This window comes from Streptomyces sp. NPDC048192, assembly GCF_043202415.1.
In the GTDB taxonomy this organism is placed as follows: domain Bacteria; phylum Actinomycetota; class Actinomycetes; order Streptomycetales; family Streptomycetaceae; genus Streptomyces.
On record NZ_JBIDAL010000028.1, the window covers coordinates 51,185 to 72,985 of the forward strand.

Below are 21,801 nucleotides of genomic sequence, written 5' to 3' on the forward strand. Positions count from 1 at the left end.
CGCGCTCTGTCGCCGGTACGTGACCGTCCGTACGCTGATCACCAGGGTGTCTAGCCGGGGGAGAGCCGGACGGCTGGGAGGGGTCATGGCGGAGAAGAAGTCGGGCGGCCGGGGATACGGCGGGTTCCACCAGGACGCCACCCCCGAGACCATCGAGCTGGCGAAGTACCTGCGGGCCCTGGTGAAGCGGGCGGGCAAGACGCAGCGGGACCTGGAGGTGCCCACCGGCTACGGAAAGAGCAGCATCTCCCAGTACCTGAGCGGTGAGGCCCTGCCCTCGGAGACCTTCGTACGCAAACTGGTCGCCTACGTCACCCATCCTCGGCAGCGACAGACGTGTATGGACCAGGCCTTACGCCTGTTCGTCGCCGCCCAGCGCCCCAAGCCGGCCCCGCAGCTTCCCGCCCCGCGGCCAAAGGCGGACGGCGACCCGCCGGGGGCGGCGGCTTTGGCCAGCGTCGCGGCCACTGCCCAGGACCAGGCCGCAAAAGCCCAAGATCAACTCGCGCAGGCCCACGAACGCAACCGGGAGCTGATGGAAGAGCGGGGCCGCACCCAGCAACTGGTCTTGAACCTGAGCCGGATGACCGCCGATCTGCAGCAGCAGGTGACCACGCTCCAGGACCAGCGCGACGAGGAGAACGAGGAGAACGAGGCGCGCCTTCGTCAGCTCACCGACCAGTTGCAGGCCGCGCAACGGGAACTGCGCCGGGCGCGATCCAGCCGCGACGAGACGGAAGTCCTCCTGGCCCGGCTGCGCAAGCGCAGTGACGAACTGGAGGAGGAACTCGCCCAGTCCCGCCGCACCGTCACATCTGGCGAGGAGCTCGGGCTGCCGCCGATGCCGGAGGAACTCCAAGAAGCGTTCTTCCGCGCCGACTTCGAAAAGGCCCTGCGCGCCGCGCACGGATTCCTCGATGACGGCCAGCAGCGGCGGGACGAGGTCAGCGACGAGTGGGGCCTGCTCAGGCGCCGCTCGGCGTTGCACACCGCCGAGCGGTTGCGCACCTGCTGCCATGTGCTGGGGCGTGCGTTGGGATGCCTGGCGATGATGTCCGCAGCAGCGCTCCATCTGGCGGCCACCCGCTCCGGCGCCGGCGGCTGGACGGTTCTGCTGGATGTGCTGATGCTGGTCGGCATCGGCTTCGTCATCGACCCGTGGGGCCCGATGGCGCAGCTGTGGCCGGCCATCCGCGCCGGACTGCGCCGGGAACCGATGACGAGGCCCATCACCATCAGCGCGCGGGCGACGGCCGTACGAGCAGGACGGTGCCTGCTCGCCGGGCTCGCCGCGGCTGGCGCCGCGCTGAGCGTTCAGTGCTCGGTACAGTGGAGCGCCTGGTGGCTGTTCCCGCTGCTGCCGGCGACCGCCGCATGCGCCGGCTACGCCGTCTTCGGTCACGACCAGCGCGTCGTCCTCCTGGTGCAGGAAGCCCTCGGAGAACTGGGCGCAGACTTCAAGACCCCGCCGCCTCCGCAGCGCGCACCGATCGCCGCGATGGGCATGACGGCGCCGGTCGTCGTGAGCGACTCCGAATGGCTGGAGGCGCGGCGCAAGGAAATCGGGGACTCCCTGACGGGCGGCTGGAAGGCAACCGCCCTGTGGATCAAGCTCCTCGTGCTGTTCTCGGGCGTCCTGGTCGGCATCGCCGTCCTCGGGGTCTTGGCGAACACCGTGTCGCACACCACTCGCACCTGGCACACCCCACACGGGTGGCACTGGCACGGCGTCATCGCCACGATCGACCAGCCGGTCCGCGCCTACCTCAGCACGCACTCCGCCGGACTGCCGCTGCCCGTCACCTCCCTGCATCTGCTATGGATCGGCAGCGGCTCGGTGCTGCTGGCGATGAGCTTCCTGTTCGGCGGCTTCGGCGCGCGGACGACCTGGATCCTGTGGGGTGCCGCCACCGTCGTCATGGTGTGGTCGGGCACCCCCGGGCCTGCCCGCCAGGTCGCAGCCGGCCTTGCCACGATCGCCTGGGGACTGGCGTCGATCCTGGCGATGCAGGGCTTGAACCTGCGATCGAGCACGTCGCATAGCGTGTTCATCTCGAAGGACTCCTAGCGCGCCGGGTCCGGCGTCCCCAGCGCAGGGCCCAAGTGGCGGGGCATGGCGTTCAACGACTTCACCGGCTGGCTCCTTCAGTTCCACAGCACGCGCACTGGCACGCCGGTCCCTCCGCATCCCCGCACTGGTTTTCCGTCCCGTACAGCGATCAGCTCGACCACCAGGCGGAGGCCCCGGCCCCGAAAGGGTGACGGGGATCGGTTCTGCAAGGCCTGCAGTCGTCTGTGTCGCTTGGGCTTCACGGGATGTCCACGGCGTGCCGGGCTTAGTGTGATGTGCGCCACGGGTTCTGACAGGTGGGGGAGCGCTATGTGTCGGCGCGGGTGCCGTTTCCCCAGCTCCGACCCCGCGAGTCGAACACGCGTACCGCATTAGTAGTCACGTTCCGTTTATGGAGAAGATCGCAGAGTCACGATTTTCGAGGGCCGCATGAGTTTCGAGCCCGGAAAAACGACAGGGTGGTGCCTGAGAGGCCGACGCAACTGGTCTCTCGCGTGGGCGAGTTGGCTCGCGCAGGACACCGCCGGCTTCAACGACGAGGCCGGCGCCCGCATCTCCTGGAGGACCGTATGGGCAACGGCGACGTCAGCACTGACGTATCGCCCCAGGACGGCTGCCACGGCCAGCCCGTCCAGGCCCCTCCCGAACTGCCCCTCGACTTCGAGGCCTTCTACCTGGGTCACCAGGAGTTCTTCCACGACTTCGCGGAGATCCACCTCGGCAGCCGGCGGGTCGCCGAGCAGGTGGTCCACCAGGTGTTCCTGGAGATCCTCGGGGGCTGGGACGAGCTGCTGCAGCAGGGCGACCTCGAACAGCAGACCCTCGCGGTGCTCCACCGCGGTGTCACGCGCCGCCTCAACGACGACGGACGCCCGCCCGCGTTCCTCATCAACGGACCGATAACGAAGAACCTGGAGGCGGTCCGCAACCAGATGGAGATCGCCAGCAGCACCAACGGCCTGTACGAGGCGATCCTCGAGCTGCCCACCCGCCAGTTCACCGTGATCGTCCTGCGCCACCTGCTCGGCTATCCCACCAAGCGCATCGCCCGCTACATGGGCCTGGACACCCGCACCGTCGACTACCACGGCCGCAAGGGCAAGGAACGCCTGCGTATCAGGCTGGGCCTGCCCGCGGCTCCCGCCAAGAACAAGAAGGGGGCACAGTGACCGCCATCGACGACCTTCTGGCCGACGCCCGCATCACCACCACCCGGCGCGACGGCTTCGACGTCGGCGCCGCTCTGCGCCGACTCGCCACCGACGCGGCCGACGCCGCGGCCAAGCCGCACCCGGACACGGTCCGCGCCACCCAGGCCGGGCAGCGCCTGTCCGTGGTGTGCCGCTGGATCCTGAACAAGCCCGACGCCGCCGACCACGTCGAGAGCCTCGCCCAGGAACCCCAAACCCCCACGGACGACGGCCACCTGGACGTCGACGGCGCCCTCGTCTTCGCCTGCCTGCTCTACCTGACCGACCACCGCGAGAGCGCCCAGTTCTGGTGGCAGCTCGCCGCCGGCGCCGGCCACCGCGCCGCCGCCTACTGCCTGCACCTGCACCACCTCGCCCTCGGCGAGACCCGCGAGGCCCGGCACTGGCTGCACGAAGTCACCGACGACGTCCTCGACTCCGAAGCCCCCGACAGCACCTTCCTCGCCACCCTCGAAGCGGTCGCCATGTACGTCCGCAGGACCGGCACCAGCCTCGCCAGCGCCCCCACCGGCAGCCTCGAGATGGAAGTCGACCGCCTGGCCACCGCCAAGACCGACTCCTGCATCATCGTCCAGCGCCCCGACCGACGTCTCGCCGACCTGCTGCACGACTTCACTCGTCGATGACCCGAGGTCACAGGCCATTTCGGCGACGTACTTCACGGTCTTGTGCCACCCGATGACGCTCGCCGCCGCTCGGTGTCATTCGGAGCCGCTCGGCACCGCCCGCTCCGGCGACGCGTACGTCTTGTTACTGACCGTCGTTAGACTCCCCCACAAACGCGCAGAAGGAGCCCTGCGTCCCCAACGGGTTTCCTAGGCCACTGAGTTGGGAGGGCTCCCTGCGCGGTGTTCCGGCACGCCGATCAACGAGAGGAACTCCGTATGGATGAGAGTAACGCCAAAGACCAGCCCGAGCACCCGTCCCGATGGGACCGGCTCTACTCCGCCATCATCCGCCACCTGCGCAAAGGGATCAGCCGTGAGGGACAGAACGTCTCCGGCGAGTTCCTGAAGGGCGCCGCGTACAAGCTCGGCAGCGGCGCCGTGACGCTGCTCATCCTGTGGTGGGAGACCCGCCACTGATGCTCGGGGTGGGCCCACCGCGGTGGGCCCACCACCTGTCCGCCAATCCGCCGTCGTGGACCGCGCAGCCTTCCAGAGGAAGAACACGCTGACGATGTGCTGGCTGAGGGGGCGCCATGCCAGAGGACCTGGTTCGGGGCGGCTTCAGGCACCCGCCACATCACATGCCGGGAGCGGGTACGGCGCGCAGAAGGCTCGCAGCGATGCCGATCAGGGCCTCAGCCTCCCCGCGGCTGTAGGAGAAGTCCTTCGTCACCTCGTCAGCGTGTTCGGCACCTGATGCCTGATCGAACGCTGCCTTGTAGATCGCGCGCCAACGCTGTGCCTGGCTGCGCTGGAGCAGATCATCGTTCTTGCTGATCGACGGCCAGCCAGCAGAAGCGAGAATCCGCTCCATAGCCTGACGGGCACTGCCGATCGCCTTGTCAAACTCCCCATCGTGCAGCAACCGGCGGGCATCTTGCAGGTACACCGCGGCGTCCCGCTGCGCTCCGTTGGGCGCGTGGAGCGGGATGGCCAGGGCAAAGCCGAAAGAAGTACCGAGCCGCTCCAGCTCGGTCTGCCACACGCTCGCCGGCACCCGGATCGATTCGCGGCTCTCAGCGGAGGCGAGCCACGTTTGAAAGAACCCGCGGATCTGCAGCTCCAGCAACAGATCCTGCCCAGCGCGGTGCTCCTCAAGGGACAGCAGTTGCTGGTTGGTGAGTGCGAAGGCGAGCTGGAGGCTCGTGCGGGAGTGGTTGGTCACCGAGACCCGCAGGGGGGTGGCAGTTGTGAGCCACCGCCAAGAAGGTGAAGAGACGTACAGCTCGGCGGTTACCTCGCACCGCATGTTGTCATACTCCAAGCCGTAGGGCAGCAGCTCAGCCGTGATGCTGAGCCGGTGCACGTCGAAGCCGGCCGCGAGGTTGATCTGGGTGGGATCAATGCGGATCTCCACGTACTGGGTGGTGTCGAACTGGAGCACAACGGGCCTTCCTCCTGACGGGGTTAACCGCCCATTGTCCTGGTAGGCGAGGCCTACGTGCCTCTGGTTTGTTCGCACTCCCCCCAGTTGTGCCGTCGGTCATGCGGCTGCTCGCCCGGGCCGCCGTCGCTGGAGGCGTCGGCTTGAGTGGCGGGGGAGTGGTCGGCCTGTGGTTCCAAGAGCCTGCCTGGTGGACCGGCAGCCGCCGGCCCGCGACGGGGGGCGGGGCGGCGGGAGGGGTCTATGTCACCGAGCCTGACACCGACAGCGGCAGCGACCCGGAGCCAGAAAGGAGTGGAGAGTGTCGTGGCAGCGCTGCCGGCGCGGGGCTGCGAAACGAAAATGGGGAGGACTCGTGATCCCGATGCCGCACCGTACGAAGGGGCCCGGCGTGATCGGCGCCACGCCCGAGCGGCCCGTCGGGCCGTTCGGCTGCTGGACGGAGGCAGCGAGGACGAGGAGACCGACCTGTGTGAGGCCGCCGCTCAGACCGCCCCATCTCCAACGTGAACAGCCACACTTATATACCGGGTATACGTAAATCAGCTTTTTCTGCGCATATGATGGTCTACGCGCATGAGTGATCCAGCGGCGGCGCGGCAGACCACGTCCGCGCCGCCGTGCGCTGTGCACCAGCCCGTCGCCGTGCAGGGCCACGACCGCTGTTACTCCGCGCCCAGGGTTTGTGCACGGCATGACCGTTATGACGTGCGTCTTATGTGGTGGTGTTGTCCGTGGCCCGGATGTCGGTGATCAGCGGGCCGCAGTGTCCGGCGTTGGTGGACAGGAACTGCAGTCGGCTGTGGCGGCCGGTTGCGGGCAGGACGGCCCGCTCGAGCTGCCAGCGCGCATAGCGGCCCGGGGTGGCGACGGTGCCCAGACTGAAGGACTCGGCTCGGCTTGTGTTGCCGGCGAACTGGACGAGCAGGCTCTGGTTGTTGCTGCTCTCATACGTGGCGCAGAAGGGGTGGTCGTTGATCTTAGCGGCGAAGGTGATCGTCACCACAGAGCCGGGCTCGGTCCTGATGGTCTGCTCGATGCCGCCGGTTGTCGAGCCGTTGAGGTCCACGGCCTGGGAGCCGCTGTCCACCACGGACGAGCCACTGGTCTTGGACGCTGCGCGTCCGAAGACGTCGACGTCGTTGTTGGTGACTCGCCAGCCGGGGATCGTGTCGACGCCCAGCGGGACGCGGACGTAGGCGTCCGGGGCGGTCGGATTGACGTAGGGCTGGATGAAGGAGGGGTTGGTGACCGCGATGGCGGAGTCGGCGTTCGCCGGCGTGGCCCCGATGAGGGTGGCGGCGGTGACTGCCGCCGCGGCCAGGACCGCCAGCCGACTCCGTCTGCCGCAGGCAAGGCGCGTACGCATACGTCTCCCGTGGTGTGCGTGCGACCGCCGGAGCGGTGCAACCACCCCAACAGTCTGCAGTTGATCCGCTACACAACGTGTCTACTCGGAGAGGTGGGGCGGACAAACGGCTCCCCGGGCAGCGCCCGAGGCACAGCCAAACAACAGGCTGCGCTCCCCCGAGTGAGGGACGGACCCACCGTGGCAGCTGCGGATTCGTACCTCCACCACTACCGATGCCCGGCTGAGTGAACCGCATCCAGGGGCCCACATCGACAAGCTGGCGGCCGCTGCCCCATTCGGCATGCTCGATACGACCATGAGGGGCGCGCGTGCGCCGCTCATGCCGTATCCCCCTGGCTACCGCGCAGACCGAGACACTCAAGACAACGCCGGTTCAGTGCAGCTACGCCGTCGCCCTGGCTTTGTTCACGAGCAGGCAGCAGGCGCTCGATGCCCTGCGCCGGCAGGTTCCTGCGTGCGTCCACTGCCGCCCGGACACAGCCCTGGGCCTGCTGGAGTGAAGCAAAATCGGTCGGCTTCGGAGGGCTACCCGCCTGCCGGGGGGTTCACGCCGTCCCGGCAGGCGGCCAGCGGCGTGTCCCCCCGGGGGCGTCGGCCGGACGCCGCTGGCCGTCGTGATCGCCTACGCCGCCGACAGGTACTGGGCACGCTCCCAGGAGGTCGCCGGCGTAGCCGCGCGGTCGGTGCGATCTTCACTCGGTCAGGAGCTCGGTCAGGATGCGTGCCTCGCGGCGTCTACCTAGCGCGCGCAGCTCGTCGGAGGCCCGTGTCGCCAGAGGTCGCGGCATCTGTTCCGCGGCCTCATGGAGAAACCGGTCGATGACGGACCGTAGCCCGCGGGCCTTGGCGAACGCGCGCACGAGCTGCGCGGCGCCCAGTGGATCGGTGCGCTGGGCGTAGACCCGCAGATAGGCCTGGACGGCGGCACTGTTGCGCTGTTTGAGCAGGAGCTTGACGAGGTGGGCGCCGTAGTCCGAGCGTTTGCCGACGTTGCGCAGCAGTGCGCGGAACGGGTCGTGGCCGTGCCAGGTGTCAGCGGGGTAGCTCTGAATCTGCGTGATGAGGTCGGCGATGGAGGGATCGTCCTTGGTGTCCTGGGTGATGCCCGCCAGGTTCAGAAGCAGGATGCCTTCTTCCGGCAAGGCCGGCATCAGGGCGACGACCAGAGGGATCAGGTCACGGTGGGGGTGGCGAGACTGGTCGATGATGAAGTCGCGGGCTTTGTCTTCGGACAGTTTCAGGGCCTGGCGGACGACTTCTTCGGGCGACAGCAACTTCTGGTTCTTCAGCCTGGGGGTGATGACGCCGGCGTCTTCGGGTGTGCCGAGGGGACTGATCACGACCCGGGTCCGCGGGGTGGTGGTATCGGCCTTGTCGGCCTCGAGGGCCCGGTGCCAGAGGGTCTGAATCTCGCGGACGGTGGTGGCGCTGTCTTCGGGGCTGGGCTGGTCGACGCTCCAGTCGAGGTATTGGCGTACGAGCGCTTCGAGCTTTTGCCACTGCCGCGGCGTGACTTTGCCTCGCAGGATCTTGCTGATCGCCTCGTGGCTGATGGTGTCGCGTAAGTCGTTCCGCGTTCGGATGGCATTGCTGGTGCGGTGGATGCCGGGTCCTCCGGCGTCTCGGTACAGCTGGTGCACGGCGAGCAGGAGCTGACGGCGTGGTCCGGGCGGAACGTCGCTGGTGGAAGGCATCGGTATCGGCATGCAGGCCCCTCTGGTTGACGGTTGTTGACAGCTTCGTGGCCTGTACAGGATGCCCGGCTGCCTGTGTCAACTGCCCTCAGTTCGGGTCGACTTGCGTTCGTACAGGTGAAGAGGGGCGCGAGGCTGGAAGAGCGGGGCCGGACGGCGCCCGCGCCGGTGTACCGGCCGATGCCTGCGGAGGGGCTTTCGTGACACAGACCGACAAGCAGCACTCTCGCTACCGCGCTCTCGTCCGGACCGCGGTGTTCGCGTTCGTCCGGGGTGGTGCGGTGGCTGCGGGCGGCTGCGCCGTCTCTGCGCTGACGTGGCTGGTGCATCACTTCGTCGGTTAGCGCCGACCGGGTTTTGCGGCACGGTGCGCCTCCCAGTCGGCCTCGGCGTCGGCCAGACGGACGGGCCTGGGCTACCCGCCCCAGGCAGGGCGTCCGATGATGGCGAAGAGGACGGCCGACGGCGAGCCGCCGCCGCGCACCGCACAGGCGAGGACCGGCCGCCAGCTGGCGTCGGGAGATGGGCCAAAGACGGGTCCTGAAAGCAGCCGCCTCTACAGGGGCCGCCGGGGCGGTGAGCACGCGGTTCCGCTCCCCGGAAGGCGGCGCGGCCTTGCGGAGCGGATGAGTGACCTGCACAGCCAGGAGTCGTTGAATCGGTATCGCGCCATGAACATCGGGCCCCCGCGGATGCGCGAATCTCACGAGGGCCCGGAACCCCAGCACCTGGTTCCGGGCCCTCACCTCTCTGGTGTGAAGACCTCGTAGCAACGCGCACCGATCGAGTGCGCACCGATGGCCTGCCGGGCAGGCGCTGCGGCAGCACTTCCCCGTAGGCCTCGCCCATAGCCACCGTGCCGGTCCCGGGGGTGCGGCCTCACGGGCGCTGTCGCCTTGCGTGTGCGGGTGCTGGCCCTGAGAGCGAAGTCGAGGCGGTGCCGGGCCTCGCGGGCCTCGGCCACTGCGGGCGGCGCCGGTTCGCGTAATCGCCTCAGCCGCCGGTTTCCGGCCGGGGCTCGAGTGAGGCCGGGGTGGCGCAGTGATCGTGGGGCGCGGTGAGGTCGTCACGGATCCGAATGAGCAGATCCCGTAGCTGGTCGCGCTCAGCGGGGGTCAGAGCCGCAAAGAGGGCGTCCTCAGTCTCGTACTGGGCGAGGGATGCCTGGTGGAAACGTTCGCGTCCAAGGTCGGTGAGGGTCACTACGTGGCGGCGGCGGTCTGCCGGGTCGCGTTGGCGCTGGACCAGGTGGGCGGCTTCGAGTGGGTTGAGCAGGGTGACCAGGATGCTGGGGGCGATGCCCATGAGGCGTCCGAGATCGCCCTGGGCGAGGGCTCCGCGGTCAAGGAGCAGGCCGATGAGTTCGAACTGGCGTGGGCTGAGGTCGTGGTCGGTGTGAGCCTCGCGCAGGCGGCGCATCGCCTCGGAGCCGAGCAGCGCGAGCATGAGCCCGGGGCGTGAGCGGTGTTCGTCAAGGAGCGGTTTACGGGCCATACGTATAAATTAGCATCCTGTATCGTTTAGAGTCCTACACGATGTAGGTACTCCGATTACTTAGGAGATGCTATGAGCACGGCTGTGATCGTGGGGGCCGGCCCCGGACTGGGCAAGGCCATAGCCCGGCGTTTCGGCGCTGAGGGCTTCGACATCGCACTGGTCGGCCGCACCCGGCAGACGCTCGAGAAGCTGGAAAACGAGCTGACCGACGAGGGGATCCGGGCGCACGGCTTCGTGGCCGACGTCACCGACCGGGACGCCTTGGTCAGGGCGTTCGACGCGATCAAGGACCGCCTCGGCCCGGTCGAGGTGCTGGAGTACTCGCCGTCCCCCAGCAACCCCTCACCCGTGGCCGCCACCGACCTGAGCGTGGAGGCACTGCTGCCCGAACTGGATGTGTACCTGTTCGGGGGCGTCACCGCGGTGCAGCAGGTGTTGCCCGACATGATCGCCCGGAAAAGCGGCACGATCCTCGTCAGTACCGGCGCCTCATCAGGGCCCGTCATCCACCCGCCGTTCGCGAACATCGCCGCCGCGTCCGGTGCGCTGCGCAACTGGGTGCTGAACCTGAACGCGGGCCTGCGGGACTCCGGCGTGTACGCCGCGCACGTCGCGATCGCGACATGGATCGGCCAGGAAGGGCCGGCCAGCACCCCCGAAGCGATCTCCAAGACGTACCTGGAGCTCCACCGCACCCGGCAGCAGGCCGAGGTGCTCTACACCTCGGCGGGTGTGGCATGACGGGGCGCCTGGAAGGCCGCACCGCACTGGTCAGCGGAGCGGCGCGCGGGATCGGCGCGGCCATCGCCCGCCTGTTCGCAGCCGAGGGCGCGCGCGTTGCGATCACCGACATCCGCGACCGGGAGGGTGAGGCACTTGCCGCCGAACTCACCGCAGTCGGCCATCACGCCTTCTACCGGCACCTTGATGTCTCCTCCCGCGCAGCCTGGGACGCGGCCCGCCAGGAGACCGAGAACCGCTATGGTCCGGTGGACATCCTGGTCAGCAACGCCTTCACGATGACTCAGCCCGCTCTGGCCGACCTCACTGAGCGGGAGTGGTCCCAATCGCTGCAGGTCAACCTGACGGGAGCCTTCCACGGCATCCGCAGCGTCCTGCCCGGCATGCAGGAGCACGGCAGTGGCTCGGTCGTTGCGATCTCGGCGACCAACGGCAACGAGACCGCTCTTCCCGCCAACGCCGCCTACCAGCCGGCCAAGGCAGCTCTGAGTTCACTGATACGGCATGTCGCGGTCACCTACGGCCACGACGGGATCCGGGCCAACGCCGTACATCCCGGCGGGACCCGCACCGCCATGCTGGCCGAGGAGGGCATCCTCCCGGCAGTGGAGGCCATAGCCGTCTCCTTCCCCATCCCCCGCCTCGGCGAGCCGGACGACATCGCCCGGGCCGCCCTCTTCCTCGCCAGCGACGAGGCCGCCTACATCACCGGGACCTCTCTGGTCGTCGACGGCGGCGCCTCTGTCGGCACCACCTTCCCCACACAGGAGAACATCTCATGAAATACCGCACCTTCGGCCGCAACAACGGCCTCCGTGTCTCCGAACTCGCCCTGGGCACCGGCCTGCTGGGCACCCACGAAGGCATCAACGGCCTCAGCCGCCCCGGGGAAGGCATCGAAGATGCCCGCGCCGTTTTCGAGACCTACGCCCAGGCCGGCGGCAACTTCATCGACACCGCCGAGGGCTACCAGGGCGGCGAGTCCGAACGGCTCGTCGGCGAACTGATCGGCAAGGACCGCGAGGACTTCGTCATCGCCTCCAAGTACTCCGTCGGCTCCACCCGCACCGAGGGCCACGCCCGGGTCGGCAACAGCCGCAAGGCCATGATGGCCGCCATCGACGGCACCCTGCGCCGCCTGAAGACCGACTACGTCGACCTGTACTGGCTCCACGCCCACGACGCCGTCACCCCCATCGAAGAAATCCTGCGCGGCCTCGACGACCTCGTGCGCGCGGGCAAGGTCCGCTACGGAGGACTGGGCAACTTCCCGGCCTGGCGCGTCTCACGCGGGCAGGCCATCGCCGAACAGCACGGCTGGGCACCCATCGCGGCGATCACCTCCGAGTACGGAGTTGCCGAACGCGACGCCGAACGCGAGATCATTCCCATGGCCGAGGCCCTCGGCATCGGCTTCGGAGCCTGGTCCCCCCTTTCCAGCGGATTCATCACCGGCACCTACCCCGGCACCGGAGGCGACGAGGCCCGCCTGCTGCACTGGTCCGCCAACAACCGCCCCACTCCGGCCGACTTCGCCGTCCGCGACGCAGTCGCCAAGGTCGCGGAACGGCTCGGTGCCACCCCCGCCCAAGTCGGACTCGCCTGGGTCCTGCACCGCGCCCGCCGCTCGCCCACCGCGCTGGTTCCCATCACCTCCGCACCCACAGCCGAGGCGCTTGCCAGCAACCTGCAATCGCTCGAGCTCACTCTCTCCGACCAGGACATGGCAGAGCTCGACACCGCCGGCGGTTTCACCCTGGGAGAGCCGCACGTCCACAATCGGGAGGGCGAGAAGTACGTCACCGCCAGCGATCTGATCCGCCCCGCGATCCCAGTCGCCTAAGACCTGGTCGACGGCACGCACCGGATCCGCGACCGCTGACATGCAGCGTCCCGGTGGTACGGAGGGGGCCACCGGGACGGCGCTGTCCAGCCTAGGCGGCAGAAGTTCACTCCCCGCGCGGTCAGGGGCGGTGAGTCGCGGGAAGTGTCCGAATGCGGTCGGTGGGCTGGCTGCTGCCCAGGTCACCTGGACGCATGATCGAATGACCGAGCTCTGGCGGGGGTAGGAGGGACGCAGGGTGTCTTCCCGCAAGGGGGGCGCTTGCTACTCACCCCGGCCGGCACCCCCCGGCTAGATCGAGAAGGACGCAGTATGGCCAGCGGCACCGTGAAGTGGTTCAACTCCGAGAAGGGCTTCGGTTTCATCGCCCAGGACGGCGGCGGACCGGACGTCTTCGCCCACTACTCGAACATCACCGGCAACGGCTACCGCGAGCTGGTGGAGGGTGAGAAGGTCACGTTCGACGTCACGCAGGGGCAGAAGGGTCCCCAGGCCGAGAACATCGTCCGCGGCTGACGCCCCGCCGGCCTCTGGAGGCTTGTGCAGAGTGGCACCACCGTCCCCGCTACGAGGAGGGGCCCGGTACGTGATGCCGGGTCCTACACCGTTTCTTCAGCTCGCAGCCTCGCGGGGTCTGTTGCCGAACCCAGCCGAGCCCGATCGGGCTGGCCAGCGGCCCTGCCTCGGCGGCAACTCGCAGTCAGACTTCATGGAGGCGGGCGTGCAGATACATGTCGTGCCAGCCGTCGGTGTGCAGCAGTGCCCGACGTCTTATGCCTTCCAGGGCGAAGCCTGTCTTCTCGGCGATGCGGCAGGATGCAACGTTTGCCGTTGAGTGGCCGAGTTCGAGTCGGTGGAAGCCGACTTCTTCCAAGGCCCACCTCGCCACGCGGGCCACTGCCCGGGAGCAGACGCCTTTGCCACGAGATTCCGGGGTGGTCCAGTAGGAGATCTCGGCTTGCCCGCCGACCATGATGATGGACTGCAGAGAGACCCGTCCCAGGACCCTGTCGTCGCCGACATCGGCCACGGCCCAATGGCAGGCAGTCTCGCTCTCCCAGCCGCGGCGCCACTGTTCGATCCACGCTCGGGCCTCGTCTTCGGAGTCCGCCTTGCGCAGGTGCCAGTGCTGGATCGTCGGGTCCTCAAACACTCGCGCAACGGCGGCTGCGTCGGAAGCCAGCCACGGCCGCAGCAGCAAGTCGCCGTCGATCGGCAGTGCCGGTTGGGCAGAGGCGTTGAGGCGGCCAGAGGGCAGGACAGGCGTGACCAGAGAAGGCATGGTCAACATCCTGGCAAGCTCGCCTCTGATCCGTGAATTTCAGGGCTGTTGTCATCGGGTGGCGCCCTCGGGCCACAGCACGCGCACGGGGACGCCGTCTTGTTCGGCGTAGGCCACGACGTCTGCGGTGCCTCCGTAGCCTCGTGCTGGTTTGCCGTCCCATACGGCGATCAGTTCGTCCGCCAGGCCGACGAGGATTTCGGATCCGGCTTGATGGGCCTTCGGCGTCGATGCGGTGAGCCGGTGTGGTGGACGTCTCTCGCGCGGGAGAGGAGCCGGTCGTAGAGGGGGTGGTGCCAGTCGGGCAGGCCTTGGCGGTATTCGGTGGCCGGGATGACGACCTCGAGGCGGCCGCCGTGGGTGAGGACGGTTTCGGCGAACCAGGAGTCGGGGCCGTCGGCGATGCACGACAGGCCGGTCAGTTCGGCCGGGTCGTAGGTCTTGACCTGGTCGGCCAGCAGAGCCCGTACCTGTTCCTCGACCTGCGTGCTCAGTCCGCGGTGCCCGGTGATTCCCACCCGCATGCGGGTCATCCTCCCTACAGGTAGACGCCGTGGAGGCGTTCGTCGAAGTCCCGTACCGCCTTGGGCGGTGAGCTGGTAGTGAGGCTGCGGCGCACAGCTCGGGCGCGTTCCACGATCCTGCCGGAGCGGTACTCAAGGCCGGCCTCGAGTGCGCGGGAGGCGAGACTGACCGAGCGTGCCGATCTGGTAGGCCGTCAGCAGCGGGTCCCCGGCAGTGCGCGCGGCTTTGACGGCCCCGCCGTACCAGGAACGGGCCGACCCGTGGTCGCCCTTGTCCCAGGCGAGCCAGCCCGCGAAGGAGGCGGCCTCGCTGCCCACGGCGGCCAGCCGCGCCCTATCGGCGTCGCCGGTGGCGGTGCGGGTGATGGTCTGGATGAGCCGGATGTGGCCGTCCACTGCGTCGGCGAGGTCCCGGGAGGGGGTGGTGCCGTCGAGTCTGCGGTAGGCGCTCGTGGTCAGCCGCAGGGCGGCGGCCTGTCCGCTGTCGTGCGTGTCCGGCACGGCGGCCAGCACGGGGGCTGTTATCGCGGCGAGGGCGCCGCCAAGGACGGTGGGTCAGTGCATGGGATCGTCGTCTCTCACCTGAACCCGGGCCGTGCGCCCGTCTGCCAGACCCATCAGAGCCGGCGGAATCTGAAGATGCGCAGCCGCCGCGGTCAGGACGGTGGTGCTGTATGAGGCCGGGCCGCGTTTCTCCAGACGGCTGACCGCGGACTGGGACATGCCCAGAGCCTGACCCAGCGCCGCCTGCGTCATCTGCCGCCCCTTGCGGACCAGCTCGATGACGCGTCCGTAGTCCCCGGCCCGGGAGGCGTCCCGGATCGGGCCCGTCTGGAAGTCCACGACTGCCCCCACGCTAGGAGTCCCTACGGCCTGCGGCGTCTGCCGGTACCCGCTGCGTGCATATCCGCGACGCAGCCGATGGGACGGTGCCCGGCACTCGGCGCTCGAGGCAAGGCCCGTCTGATTGCCTCGAAACTGCCCGGCAGCTCCACCAGGCGTCCGGGCCGGAGAGGCTAGCGTTCCCGAACGGCAGGATGGCGCTGTCACGGATGCGCTGCCGCCGGAATGTCCGGCGAGGAACTGAGGGGCCTACATGATCGATGTGCTCACCCACCCTGAGGCGGCACAGCCTGTCGACGCGCTGGTAGCCGCCGGCGGCGGCCTCGTCGACTACGGCCTGGGCGCGCCCGGCAGGCAGGTCGCCGTCGCCGCGGGCGCACGCCTGGCGGCTGACAGCGGCGCATCACTGACCGTGGTCGACGTGCGCCACATGCTCCCCCAGATCCGCTCCGTGCTGCAGGAGTTGTATCCCCGCCTGGCCTGCGCGGTCATCTCCGCGCACGAGGCGGCCGAGCAACCTCCGCGCACCGAGGGAGTCCTGGTCGTGCACACCGATCTGCTGCTCGCCCCGGGCGTGAGGGAGGCCCTGCTGGACATGGCACGCACCGCCGACCACCTCGTCCTGGCCGGCGGGGAGGACTTCGACGCGTCCGTGCTCGAAAACCGTGCCCTCCCCCGCTTCGTCTCCCAGCCCAGCGACCCGACACCCCCCGTCCCGCACGAGCCCGCGCGGCCCCATCCCGCCGCTCCGCAGCCGCGTGGCAGCGCAGAGGGGTGGAGGGCCGCCCCGGCCGGGGAGCGCGAGCAGCGCCTGCGGAGGCAGAGCCGTCCACAGCCGATGTCCGAACAGGACGCGGCAGCCTATGCGGAGCTGGCCGACCTGATCCAGAAGACGGATCCCGACCAACTGCGAGCCCGCATCGAAGAGATGCGCGAGCGGCACAGGCAGCGGGGCGCCGACTACCCGGCTCCCGCGCTCGGTTCCGGCCGTCCGGCTGCCCACGACCGTGCTCAGCAGCAGACCGCCGTGTACGAGCAGCAGCGCCCTCAGGGCCTCGGCCGCGCGTAGAAACTGCGGCCTCTGCCGCCGTGGCCCCGGCCGTCCGCGCGCGGCGACCGGGGAGAAGGCGGGTGCGTGTCGGTGGCGCTGCCGTTCCGCTGCAGGCCGCACGCGTGGCTGCCGACAAGGGAGCGTCCCGGTGGCACGGGGGAGACCACCGGGACGGCAACGTACAGGCTACGCAGCATCCTTCACCCGCATGCGCGGATCACGGGAAGTGGCCGGTTGCGGCCGCCGGCTCGGTGTCCGTTCAGCAGAAGGTGCGGCGGTTGAAGGTGTGTCCGCCGCCGGGCTGGCTCTGTCCATGAGAACGGACAGCAGATGTGGTGTCGACGTCGCCTCGGACGGCGGAGACGAGGTGGCCATCGCGCCCCGCATGGTCGGCGACGTCACCGAGAGCCGCTACTCCGCCTCCGGCGCCATCAACGACAGCCAGGTGAAGGTCGCGGAGAGGGTTCTCGAGGAGATCCACCAGGCGCAGCGCCTCGCCGACCGGCTGGGCTCCCCGCATGCCGTCCGCACCACTGGCTCGAACACCGGCCCCGCCTGATCTACGATCAGGCAGCGCACTCCGTACGGTGTGTCCTGCACCGCGTACAGGTCGCCACCGATCTGAACGTCGGTCTGGGCGGTCTCGTAGCGTGCGGCGATGCGCAGCGGCTGTGTAATGCGGGGTGGTTGCCGTGCCGGGATGCCTAGGCTTCCGCTATGGCAACAAGCGATCACGTTCTGCGGCTCGTCCGGAAGGCACTGGACGAGTTCGACAACATGCCGTTGGAAGTCTCGGTCCGTCGTGCCGTGCGCATCGCGAACCTGGTGGGCGATACCAAGTACGCGGTTCGGCTTTCGCTCGATCTCAAGACCATGGGCGGGGACCGCGAGACGAACGGCGAGATTTCCCGCATGCTCATGGAGGACCCATCGACCTGGGGGTCGATGACGGGGCCAGCAGAGCAAGCCCTCAAGGCATGGATGAATGACCGCAAGATCGAGGGCAGCGACAACATCGACTCTCACTCGCTTGCTGAGCTGGAGTTCTGGGACAAGGAAATCAGAGATCTCAAGAAGAGCGGGGAGAGGGTCGATTACGAGACCGATCTGAATACTCGCCAGCGGACGACGCGGATCCTTGCCCGGACCCGGCACCTGACGTTCGCCCTGTTGTGTTCCTGGGAACGTCGCCTCGACTACAGCACCATCAACGAGTCCATCTTCGACGGCTACCGTGTCAAGGTCGACGCGCTGCTTGCCGACGGCGTGCCGGATCTGCTCCAGCAGTTCAGTGCCGTCTATCGCCGACTCCAGGAGGCAGCCGACAGCGCTCCCGACCGTGACGTTACCGAAGAACTGTCCCAGGCGATCACCACGTGCCGTCGCATCCTTAAAGCCGTCGTCGACCACGTATTCCCGGCCCGTGACGAACCGTCCGCGGACGGACTGGTCCTCGATGACTCGAAACACCGCAACCGCCTGTCCGCGTTCATCAAGCAGACTGTCAGCAGCGACTCGAACCGGGCGCTCATGGATGCCATCGTTGCGGGCCTGTACGAGCGGTTCACTGCCATCGACAAGATGACGAACAAAGCGGTTCACGCGCAGGTTGCGATCGAGATCGCCAACCTCTGCGCATTGAACACGTACATCGTCTGCGGCGAGACCATCAACCTGCACGCTCTGGCCGCCGAGTAGGAAAGCGAGCCGACGCCCGCAGGCGGAGCCGCCGCCAGCGACACGGAAGCGACAGTTTGCTGACGCATGCCGAGAGGCGGTATGCCCCCGTGCCGCTGGGGCGTCAGAATCGGCGGACCTCGCGGATCGCCTCGAACACGATCGAGCGGTGTACCTCGAAGCTCGGTCCGGGCGGAGTGCTGTAGTAGCTAGGTTATGCGTGTGACTTGGGAAGGCGCTGCTACAGGGTGAATGCATGCCCAGCGTCATCTCGGCTCCTTCGGCGGGCGGCGGCCCGCTGGTCATCACTGCTGGCTGCCACCGGATGCCGGCGGCGCCGTGCCTTCGACAGAACATGCGTCGTTGTACGGGTGGTGCCGCCCTTTCCCATTGCGCTGTGACGGTGCCCGGCTGAGTGCCGCGTCAGCCCACGACCGACGCGGACAGGTAGGCCCCAGACGCGCCGCGTCACTCACAGCGCCCCGCGCGTGGCCACGCCACCCAGCAGGCGCCGGATCGTGGGACCGGCCGAAAGGGACGGCCCGCCATGACCTCCACTCACCCACGCAAGCAACCGCAGCGGCGCAGCGAGGTCCCCCGCGGCCCGCAGCAGAACACGGGCCTGCAGCAGATCCGCGACACCCTGCCGCTCGCGCCCGCCCCACGCCCGGCAGGCGAGGAGGTGCCACCGGAACTGCTGGCGCTGGTCACCCACCACTGCCGCCGCATCGAAGCAAAAGCCCCGGCCGATGCTGGCCGGGGCCTTTACCCCGCTGGCCGTGTGATCGTGAAGCTGCCGATTGATCTTCGTCGCAGCCATGGGTGCAGATCTTGATCATGGCCTGCAGGGCGTTGCCACCGGAGATCCATCCCCGCGATGCAGTCCCTTGACGCCCCACGGTCAGGCGTTCTGGTCGCCGTGTCGGGAGGCCGTCAGGGCGTGGGCGAGGCAGGCTGAAGGTGTGGTGTCGCTCTTCCACTCACCCTCTCGACCAGGAGCGGGCGGTCAAAGCAGGGTCCTGCTCGCGCTGGCGCAGTGTGTGCCGTTTGTGATCGCGCTGGCCGTGCTGGTCATCGAGCTCACCCCTGCTCACTTCCTGTATACCGGCACCTTTCTCGCCGCGGTGCCGGCGCTGGCGGCGGTGACGATGGGCCCCAAACGCACGGCCGTGGCGGTGGCTCTCGCGCTGGCGGTCAGCGTGACCACGGCCACGTACAACCAGGCATGGGGCACCCTGCAGGTCTACACCAACTTCCTGGCTCTGGCTCTGGTCTCCGTGGCCGGTTTCATCACCAGCAGCGTCATGCGTGCGTACAGGAAGAGCGAGCTCGACCAGGTCCGCCGGATCGCCGTTGCCGCACAGGAGGTCATTCTGCGGCCGGTCCCCGAGCGCCTTGGCCCCGTGCGGGCGGCCAGCCTGTGCCTGGCGGCCGGGACCGGGGCGCAGGTCGGCGGTGATCTGTATGAGGCCGTGCAGACGCCATACGGCGTCCGGATAATCGTGGGCGACGTCCGCGGCAAGGGGCTGAGCGGCATGCATGCGGTCGCGGTGGCGCTGGGCGCGTTCCGGGTGGTCGTGCACTATGTGGACGACCTAGTGGGGGTCATGAACCACTGCGCGGCCGCGCTGCGCCGGGAGGCCGCCGTGCCGGGCGCCTTTCCCGAGGAGGCCCTGATGGAGGGGTTCACCACTGCACTCATCGTCCAGGTGCCGGACGACGAACCCGTAGTGCAACTGGTCAACCGCGGCCACCCGCCCCCGCTGGTACTCCACAAGGGCCGAACCCAGGCTTTGATGCCCACCTCACCACACCCGCCCCTGGGCCTGGAGGACCTGATCACCTGCCCTGCCGAGAAACCTGAGACCTATCCGTTCGTACCCGGGGACCGTCTGCTGCTGTACACCGATGGCGTGATCGAAGCCCGCAATCCTGGCAACGGCTTCTTCCCTCTGCCGCAGGCCATGGAGTCGATCAACTGCAGCACCACTCCTCAGGAGTTTCTCGGGCAACTGCACCAGGCGCTGCTCGGGCACACCGAAGGCCGCTTGGCGGACGACGTGGCGATGATCCTTGTCGACCGGCTCGACGAAGGAGTCGGTATGCCGGCCATCTGAGGCTCACCACTCCACCAGCATGGAAGCAGAGTGGACACGACCCGCGTTGGTGAGCATCGCCTTGGGAACGATCGCCTCAGCCTGCGGGTGGGTGGCGACGCGCCAGGACCGGGGTCGCGGAATGTGTTGTCAGTCCAGGAAGCGCTGGAGTGCGGTTGGGTTGCGGGGCTGCCGGGCAACACGCACTCGGGGCGGGGCGTATGGGCGGTAGTTTTGACGTCTTCCCCGACAGGGGCGTGGGCGTGGAGGACTACCGACGCGGCTCGGCTCAGGTCGAGACGGTTGCGGCTGGCTTTCTGAGCGGAAAGGCCGGCCGCAACCGGGACGAGCCGACGGTCGGTTGCAAGGTATGAGCCGGTCTGCGCCAGCTCGAATCCCCACCCTCGCTACACGGAGCCCGCCTCGGGCCGCCCACTCCCAATCGGGTCATCCCCGCCATCGCGGTGATGACCTGGTGTTGGCCGCATGCAGCGCGAGCCGTACCGCGCGGCGGGATCACCCCCGCGTTGGCGGGGAGGACCTGACCGGTGCTCGTCAGCGCGGTCGGCGGCCCGATCGCCGCCATGGTCGCTGCAACCGGGGCGGTCGTGCTGGGCGCCTTCGCTGCCGCCCGACGCAAGCCCAGCCCCAGCCGCGAAGCCCGCCGGGCCGGCGGCCGGGGGTATGGGGCGCCCGCTTGGCGGTCGCGTGCGCTTTGTGGAGGTGAGCCGGTCCAGGTCGTCCCCGGACGGCGGGTGATGGGCGGGGCGGGGCCCGCGCTGATCCCGAGCCGGCGTGAGCCCCCCTGCATGAACCGCGCATGTCCCGTACGGCAGCGCACGCTTCCCGAACGCATGCCCTCGACATGGTCGGAGCGCCCTCTGGGGCTGACCGGGTCGAGGAGGGGGAGTGTGAGAGTGCGGGGTTCTACCGGCGGCGGGCCGGCACAACCCCGCCCCCGCATCCTAACGGCGTTGGTTTGGCCGCCCCGAGCCCAGTCCGCGCCATGGCCGCCCGCCCGGATACCGCTGCGGACGGCCCGGATGGGATGCGGGTCTGGCGAGGGGATGGGGTTGTTGACGGTGGTGGAGACCGGGCGCGTATCGAGATGATGCTGTGCGGTGGTGAGCTGTCCCAGCCGAGTCGCACACCCACGCCCGCGTGTGCACGCTCGGTGCAATCAGAAACGCAGAGGGTTACGATCTCGCTGTGGCAGACGAGAGCTATGACGTGATCGTGGTCGGGACCAGCCAGGGCGGCCGGTTTCTCCCCGTCGATCTGGCGAAGGCAGGCAAGAAGGTGGCGCTCGTCGAGCGCGATCACCTCGGCGGCGTCTGCGTGAACACAGGGTGCACCCCGACCAAGACGATGGTCGCCAGCGCGCGCCTCGCCCACCAGGCACGGCGCGGCGCCGAGTACGGAGTGCGGACCGGACCGGTGTCGGTCGACCTCACCGCCGTGCGGGAGCGGAAGCGGGCAATGGTCGCGGGCGCGCGGGAGAACTACGCGAGCCGCCTGGCGCAGGATGGGCTCGATCTGATCGAAGGCGAGGCCCACTTCACGGGGCCCAAGACGATCGGGATCGCCCTGAGGGATGGCGGTACGCAGGAGATCGGCGCACCGGTGATCGTGATCGACACGGGCACCAGGTCCAAGCCGCTGGCGATCAGCGGCGCACAGAACGTCCCTGTCCTGGACTCCACGTCGATCATGGAGCTGGGCGTGCTCCCTGAGCACCTGATCATCCTCGGTGGCGGCTACATCGGGCTGGAGTTCGGGCAGATGTTCCGCAGGTTCGGCAGTGAGGTCACGATCGTCCAGGCCCGCCCGCGCCTGCTGATGAGGGA

The 21,801-nt window shown here is 68.7% G+C and carries 22 protein-coding genes and 1 pseudogene; 14 read left to right on the forward strand and 9 right to left on the reverse strand.

Annotated features, from left to right (window positions below):
* Positions 1-85: 85 nt before the first annotated feature.
* The 4 genes from ACGFZN_RS38155 to ACGFZN_RS38170 all read left to right on the forward strand — a co-directional run bounded on the left by ACGFZN_RS38155 (position 86) and on the right by ACGFZN_RS38170 (position 4,367).
* Positions 86-2,068 carry a helix-turn-helix domain-containing protein gene (locus ACGFZN_RS38155; RefSeq protein WP_393863075.1) on the forward strand — a complete coding sequence of 661 codons (1,983 nt, stop codon included), beginning with the start codon at positions 86-88 and terminating at the stop codon, positions 2,066-2,068.
* Between the two features lie 572 nt (positions 2,069-2,640).
* Positions 2,641-3,240: a sigma-70 family RNA polymerase sigma factor gene (locus tag ACGFZN_RS38160; RefSeq protein WP_393863076.1), complete on the forward strand. Its 600-nt coding sequence runs from the start codon at positions 2,641-2,643 to the stop codon at positions 3,238-3,240.
* Positions 3,237-3,908: a hypothetical protein gene (locus ACGFZN_RS38165; RefSeq protein WP_393863077.1), complete on the forward strand. Its 672-nt coding sequence runs from the start codon at positions 3,237-3,239 to the stop codon at positions 3,906-3,908. The genes ACGFZN_RS38160 and ACGFZN_RS38165 overlap by 4 nt, the downstream gene beginning before the upstream one ends.
* A 258-nt stretch (positions 3,909-4,166) precedes the next feature.
* Positions 4,167-4,367: a hypothetical protein gene (locus tag ACGFZN_RS38170; protein WP_393863078.1), complete on the forward strand. Its 201-nt coding sequence runs from the start codon at positions 4,167-4,169 to the stop codon at positions 4,365-4,367.
* A gap of 160 nt (positions 4,368-4,527) precedes the next feature.
* Here the strand turns inward: ACGFZN_RS38170 and ACGFZN_RS38175 are convergent, their stop codons facing one another.
* Both ACGFZN_RS38175 and ACGFZN_RS38180 read right to left on the reverse strand, forming a co-directional pair.
* A complete protein-coding gene (locus ACGFZN_RS38175) occupies positions 4,528-5,334 on the reverse strand; it encodes a hypothetical protein (protein ID WP_393863079.1) in 807 nt (268 codons plus the stop codon).
* Between the two features lie 715 nt (positions 5,335-6,049).
* Positions 6,050-6,703 (reverse strand): DUF642 domain-containing protein, encoded by a 654-nt coding sequence (locus tag ACGFZN_RS38180; RefSeq protein WP_393863080.1) that lies wholly within the window; start codon positions 6,701-6,703, stop codon positions 6,050-6,052.
* Between the two features lie 311 nt (positions 6,704-7,014).
* On the opposite strand from ACGFZN_RS38180, the gene ACGFZN_RS38185 reads away from it, so the two are divergent.
* On the forward strand, positions 7,015-7,206 hold the full coding sequence (locus tag ACGFZN_RS38185; protein ID WP_393863081.1) for a DUF6233 domain-containing protein: 192 nt from the start codon (positions 7,015-7,017) through the stop codon (positions 7,204-7,206).
* A gap of 192 nt (positions 7,207-7,398) precedes the next feature.
* Here the strand turns inward: ACGFZN_RS38185 and ACGFZN_RS38190 are convergent, their stop codons facing one another.
* Both ACGFZN_RS38190 and ACGFZN_RS38195 read right to left on the reverse strand, forming a co-directional pair.
* Entirely contained in the window at positions 7,399-8,412 is a 1,014-nt protein-coding gene (locus tag ACGFZN_RS38190; RefSeq protein ID WP_393863082.1) for a hypothetical protein, read from the reverse strand.
* Positions 8,413-9,393: 981 nt separating this feature from the next.
* On the reverse strand, positions 9,394-9,846 hold the full coding sequence (locus ACGFZN_RS38195; RefSeq protein ID WP_393863083.1) for a MarR family winged helix-turn-helix transcriptional regulator: 453 nt from the start codon (positions 9,844-9,846) through the stop codon (positions 9,394-9,396).
* 120 nt (positions 9,847-9,966) lie between these two features.
* On the opposite strand from ACGFZN_RS38195, the gene ACGFZN_RS38200 reads away from it, so the two are divergent.
* The 4 genes from ACGFZN_RS38200 (at position 9,967) to ACGFZN_RS38215 (ending at position 12,997) form a co-directional block, all read left to right on the forward strand.
* Complete coding sequence (locus ACGFZN_RS38200; protein WP_393863084.1) at positions 9,967-10,638, forward strand: SDR family NAD(P)-dependent oxidoreductase; 672 nt, start codon at positions 9,967-9,969, stop codon at positions 10,636-10,638.
* Positions 10,635-11,420, forward strand: a complete 786-nt coding sequence (locus ACGFZN_RS38205; protein WP_393863085.1) for an SDR family NAD(P)-dependent oxidoreductase — start codon at positions 10,635-10,637, stop codon at positions 11,418-11,420. Before ACGFZN_RS38200 ends, ACGFZN_RS38205 begins: the two co-directional genes overlap by 4 nt.
* Positions 11,417-12,481, forward strand: coding sequence for an aldo/keto reductase (locus ACGFZN_RS38210; protein ID WP_393863086.1), 1,065 nt, complete (start codon positions 11,417-11,419; stop codon positions 12,479-12,481). The genes ACGFZN_RS38205 and ACGFZN_RS38210 overlap by 4 nt, the downstream gene beginning before the upstream one ends.
* A 312-nt stretch (positions 12,482-12,793) precedes the next feature.
* On the forward strand, positions 12,794-12,997 hold the full coding sequence (locus tag ACGFZN_RS38215; protein WP_360160827.1) for a cold-shock protein: 204 nt from the start codon (positions 12,794-12,796) through the stop codon (positions 12,995-12,997).
* A gap of 184 nt (positions 12,998-13,181) precedes the next feature.
* Here ACGFZN_RS38215 and ACGFZN_RS38220 read toward each other — a convergent pair whose 3' ends face one another.
* From ACGFZN_RS38220 to ACGFZN_RS38235, 4 genes and pseudogenes are all read right to left on the reverse strand, one after another.
* On the reverse strand, positions 13,182-13,763 hold the full coding sequence (locus tag ACGFZN_RS38220; protein WP_393863087.1) for a GNAT family N-acetyltransferase: 582 nt from the start codon (positions 13,761-13,763) through the stop codon (positions 13,182-13,184).
* 51 nt (positions 13,764-13,814) lie between these two features.
* Positions 13,815-14,287 (reverse strand): annotated as a pseudogene (locus tag ACGFZN_RS38225) (hypothetical protein).
* A 132-nt stretch (positions 14,288-14,419) separates the two neighbouring features.
* Positions 14,420-14,800, reverse strand: coding sequence for a hypothetical protein (locus ACGFZN_RS38230; RefSeq protein WP_393863088.1), 381 nt, complete (start codon positions 14,798-14,800; stop codon positions 14,420-14,422).
* 42 nt (positions 14,801-14,842) lie between these two features.
* On the reverse strand, positions 14,843-15,142 hold the full coding sequence (locus ACGFZN_RS38235; protein WP_393863089.1) for a helix-turn-helix domain-containing protein: 300 nt from the start codon (positions 15,140-15,142) through the stop codon (positions 14,843-14,845).
* A gap of 241 nt (positions 15,143-15,383) precedes the next feature.
* Here ACGFZN_RS38235 and ACGFZN_RS38240 point away from each other — a divergent pair, with 241 nt between their 5' ends.
* From ACGFZN_RS38240 to ACGFZN_RS38250, 3 genes are all read left to right on the forward strand, one after another.
* Entirely contained in the window at positions 15,384-16,199 is an 816-nt protein-coding gene (locus ACGFZN_RS38240) for a hypothetical protein (protein WP_393863090.1), read from the forward strand.
* Between the two features lie 295 nt (positions 16,200-16,494).
* Positions 16,495-16,740 carry a hypothetical protein gene (locus tag ACGFZN_RS38245; protein WP_393863091.1) on the forward strand — a complete coding sequence of 82 codons (246 nt, stop codon included), beginning with the start codon at positions 16,495-16,497 and terminating at the stop codon, positions 16,738-16,740.
* 158 nt (positions 16,741-16,898) lie between these two features.
* On the forward strand, positions 16,899-17,879 hold the full coding sequence (locus ACGFZN_RS38250) for a hypothetical protein (RefSeq protein ID WP_393863092.1): 981 nt from the start codon (positions 16,899-16,901) through the stop codon (positions 17,877-17,879).
* A gap of 451 nt (positions 17,880-18,330) precedes the next feature.
* Here the strand turns inward: ACGFZN_RS38250 and ACGFZN_RS38255 are convergent, their stop codons facing one another.
* Entirely contained in the window at positions 18,331-18,678 is a 348-nt protein-coding gene (locus ACGFZN_RS38255; RefSeq protein WP_393863093.1) for a hypothetical protein, read from the reverse strand.
* 142 nt (positions 18,679-18,820) lie between these two features.
* On the opposite strand from ACGFZN_RS38255, the gene ACGFZN_RS38260 reads away from it, so the two are divergent.
* Both ACGFZN_RS38260 and ACGFZN_RS38265 read left to right on the forward strand, forming a co-directional pair.
* Entirely contained in the window at positions 18,821-19,975 is a 1,155-nt protein-coding gene (locus ACGFZN_RS38260; protein ID WP_393863094.1) for a PP2C family protein-serine/threonine phosphatase, read from the forward strand.
* A gap of 1,188 nt (positions 19,976-21,163) precedes the next feature.
* A partial coding sequence (locus tag ACGFZN_RS38265; protein WP_393863095.1) for an FAD-dependent oxidoreductase occupies positions 21,164-21,801 on the forward strand: 638 nt, incomplete at its 3' end.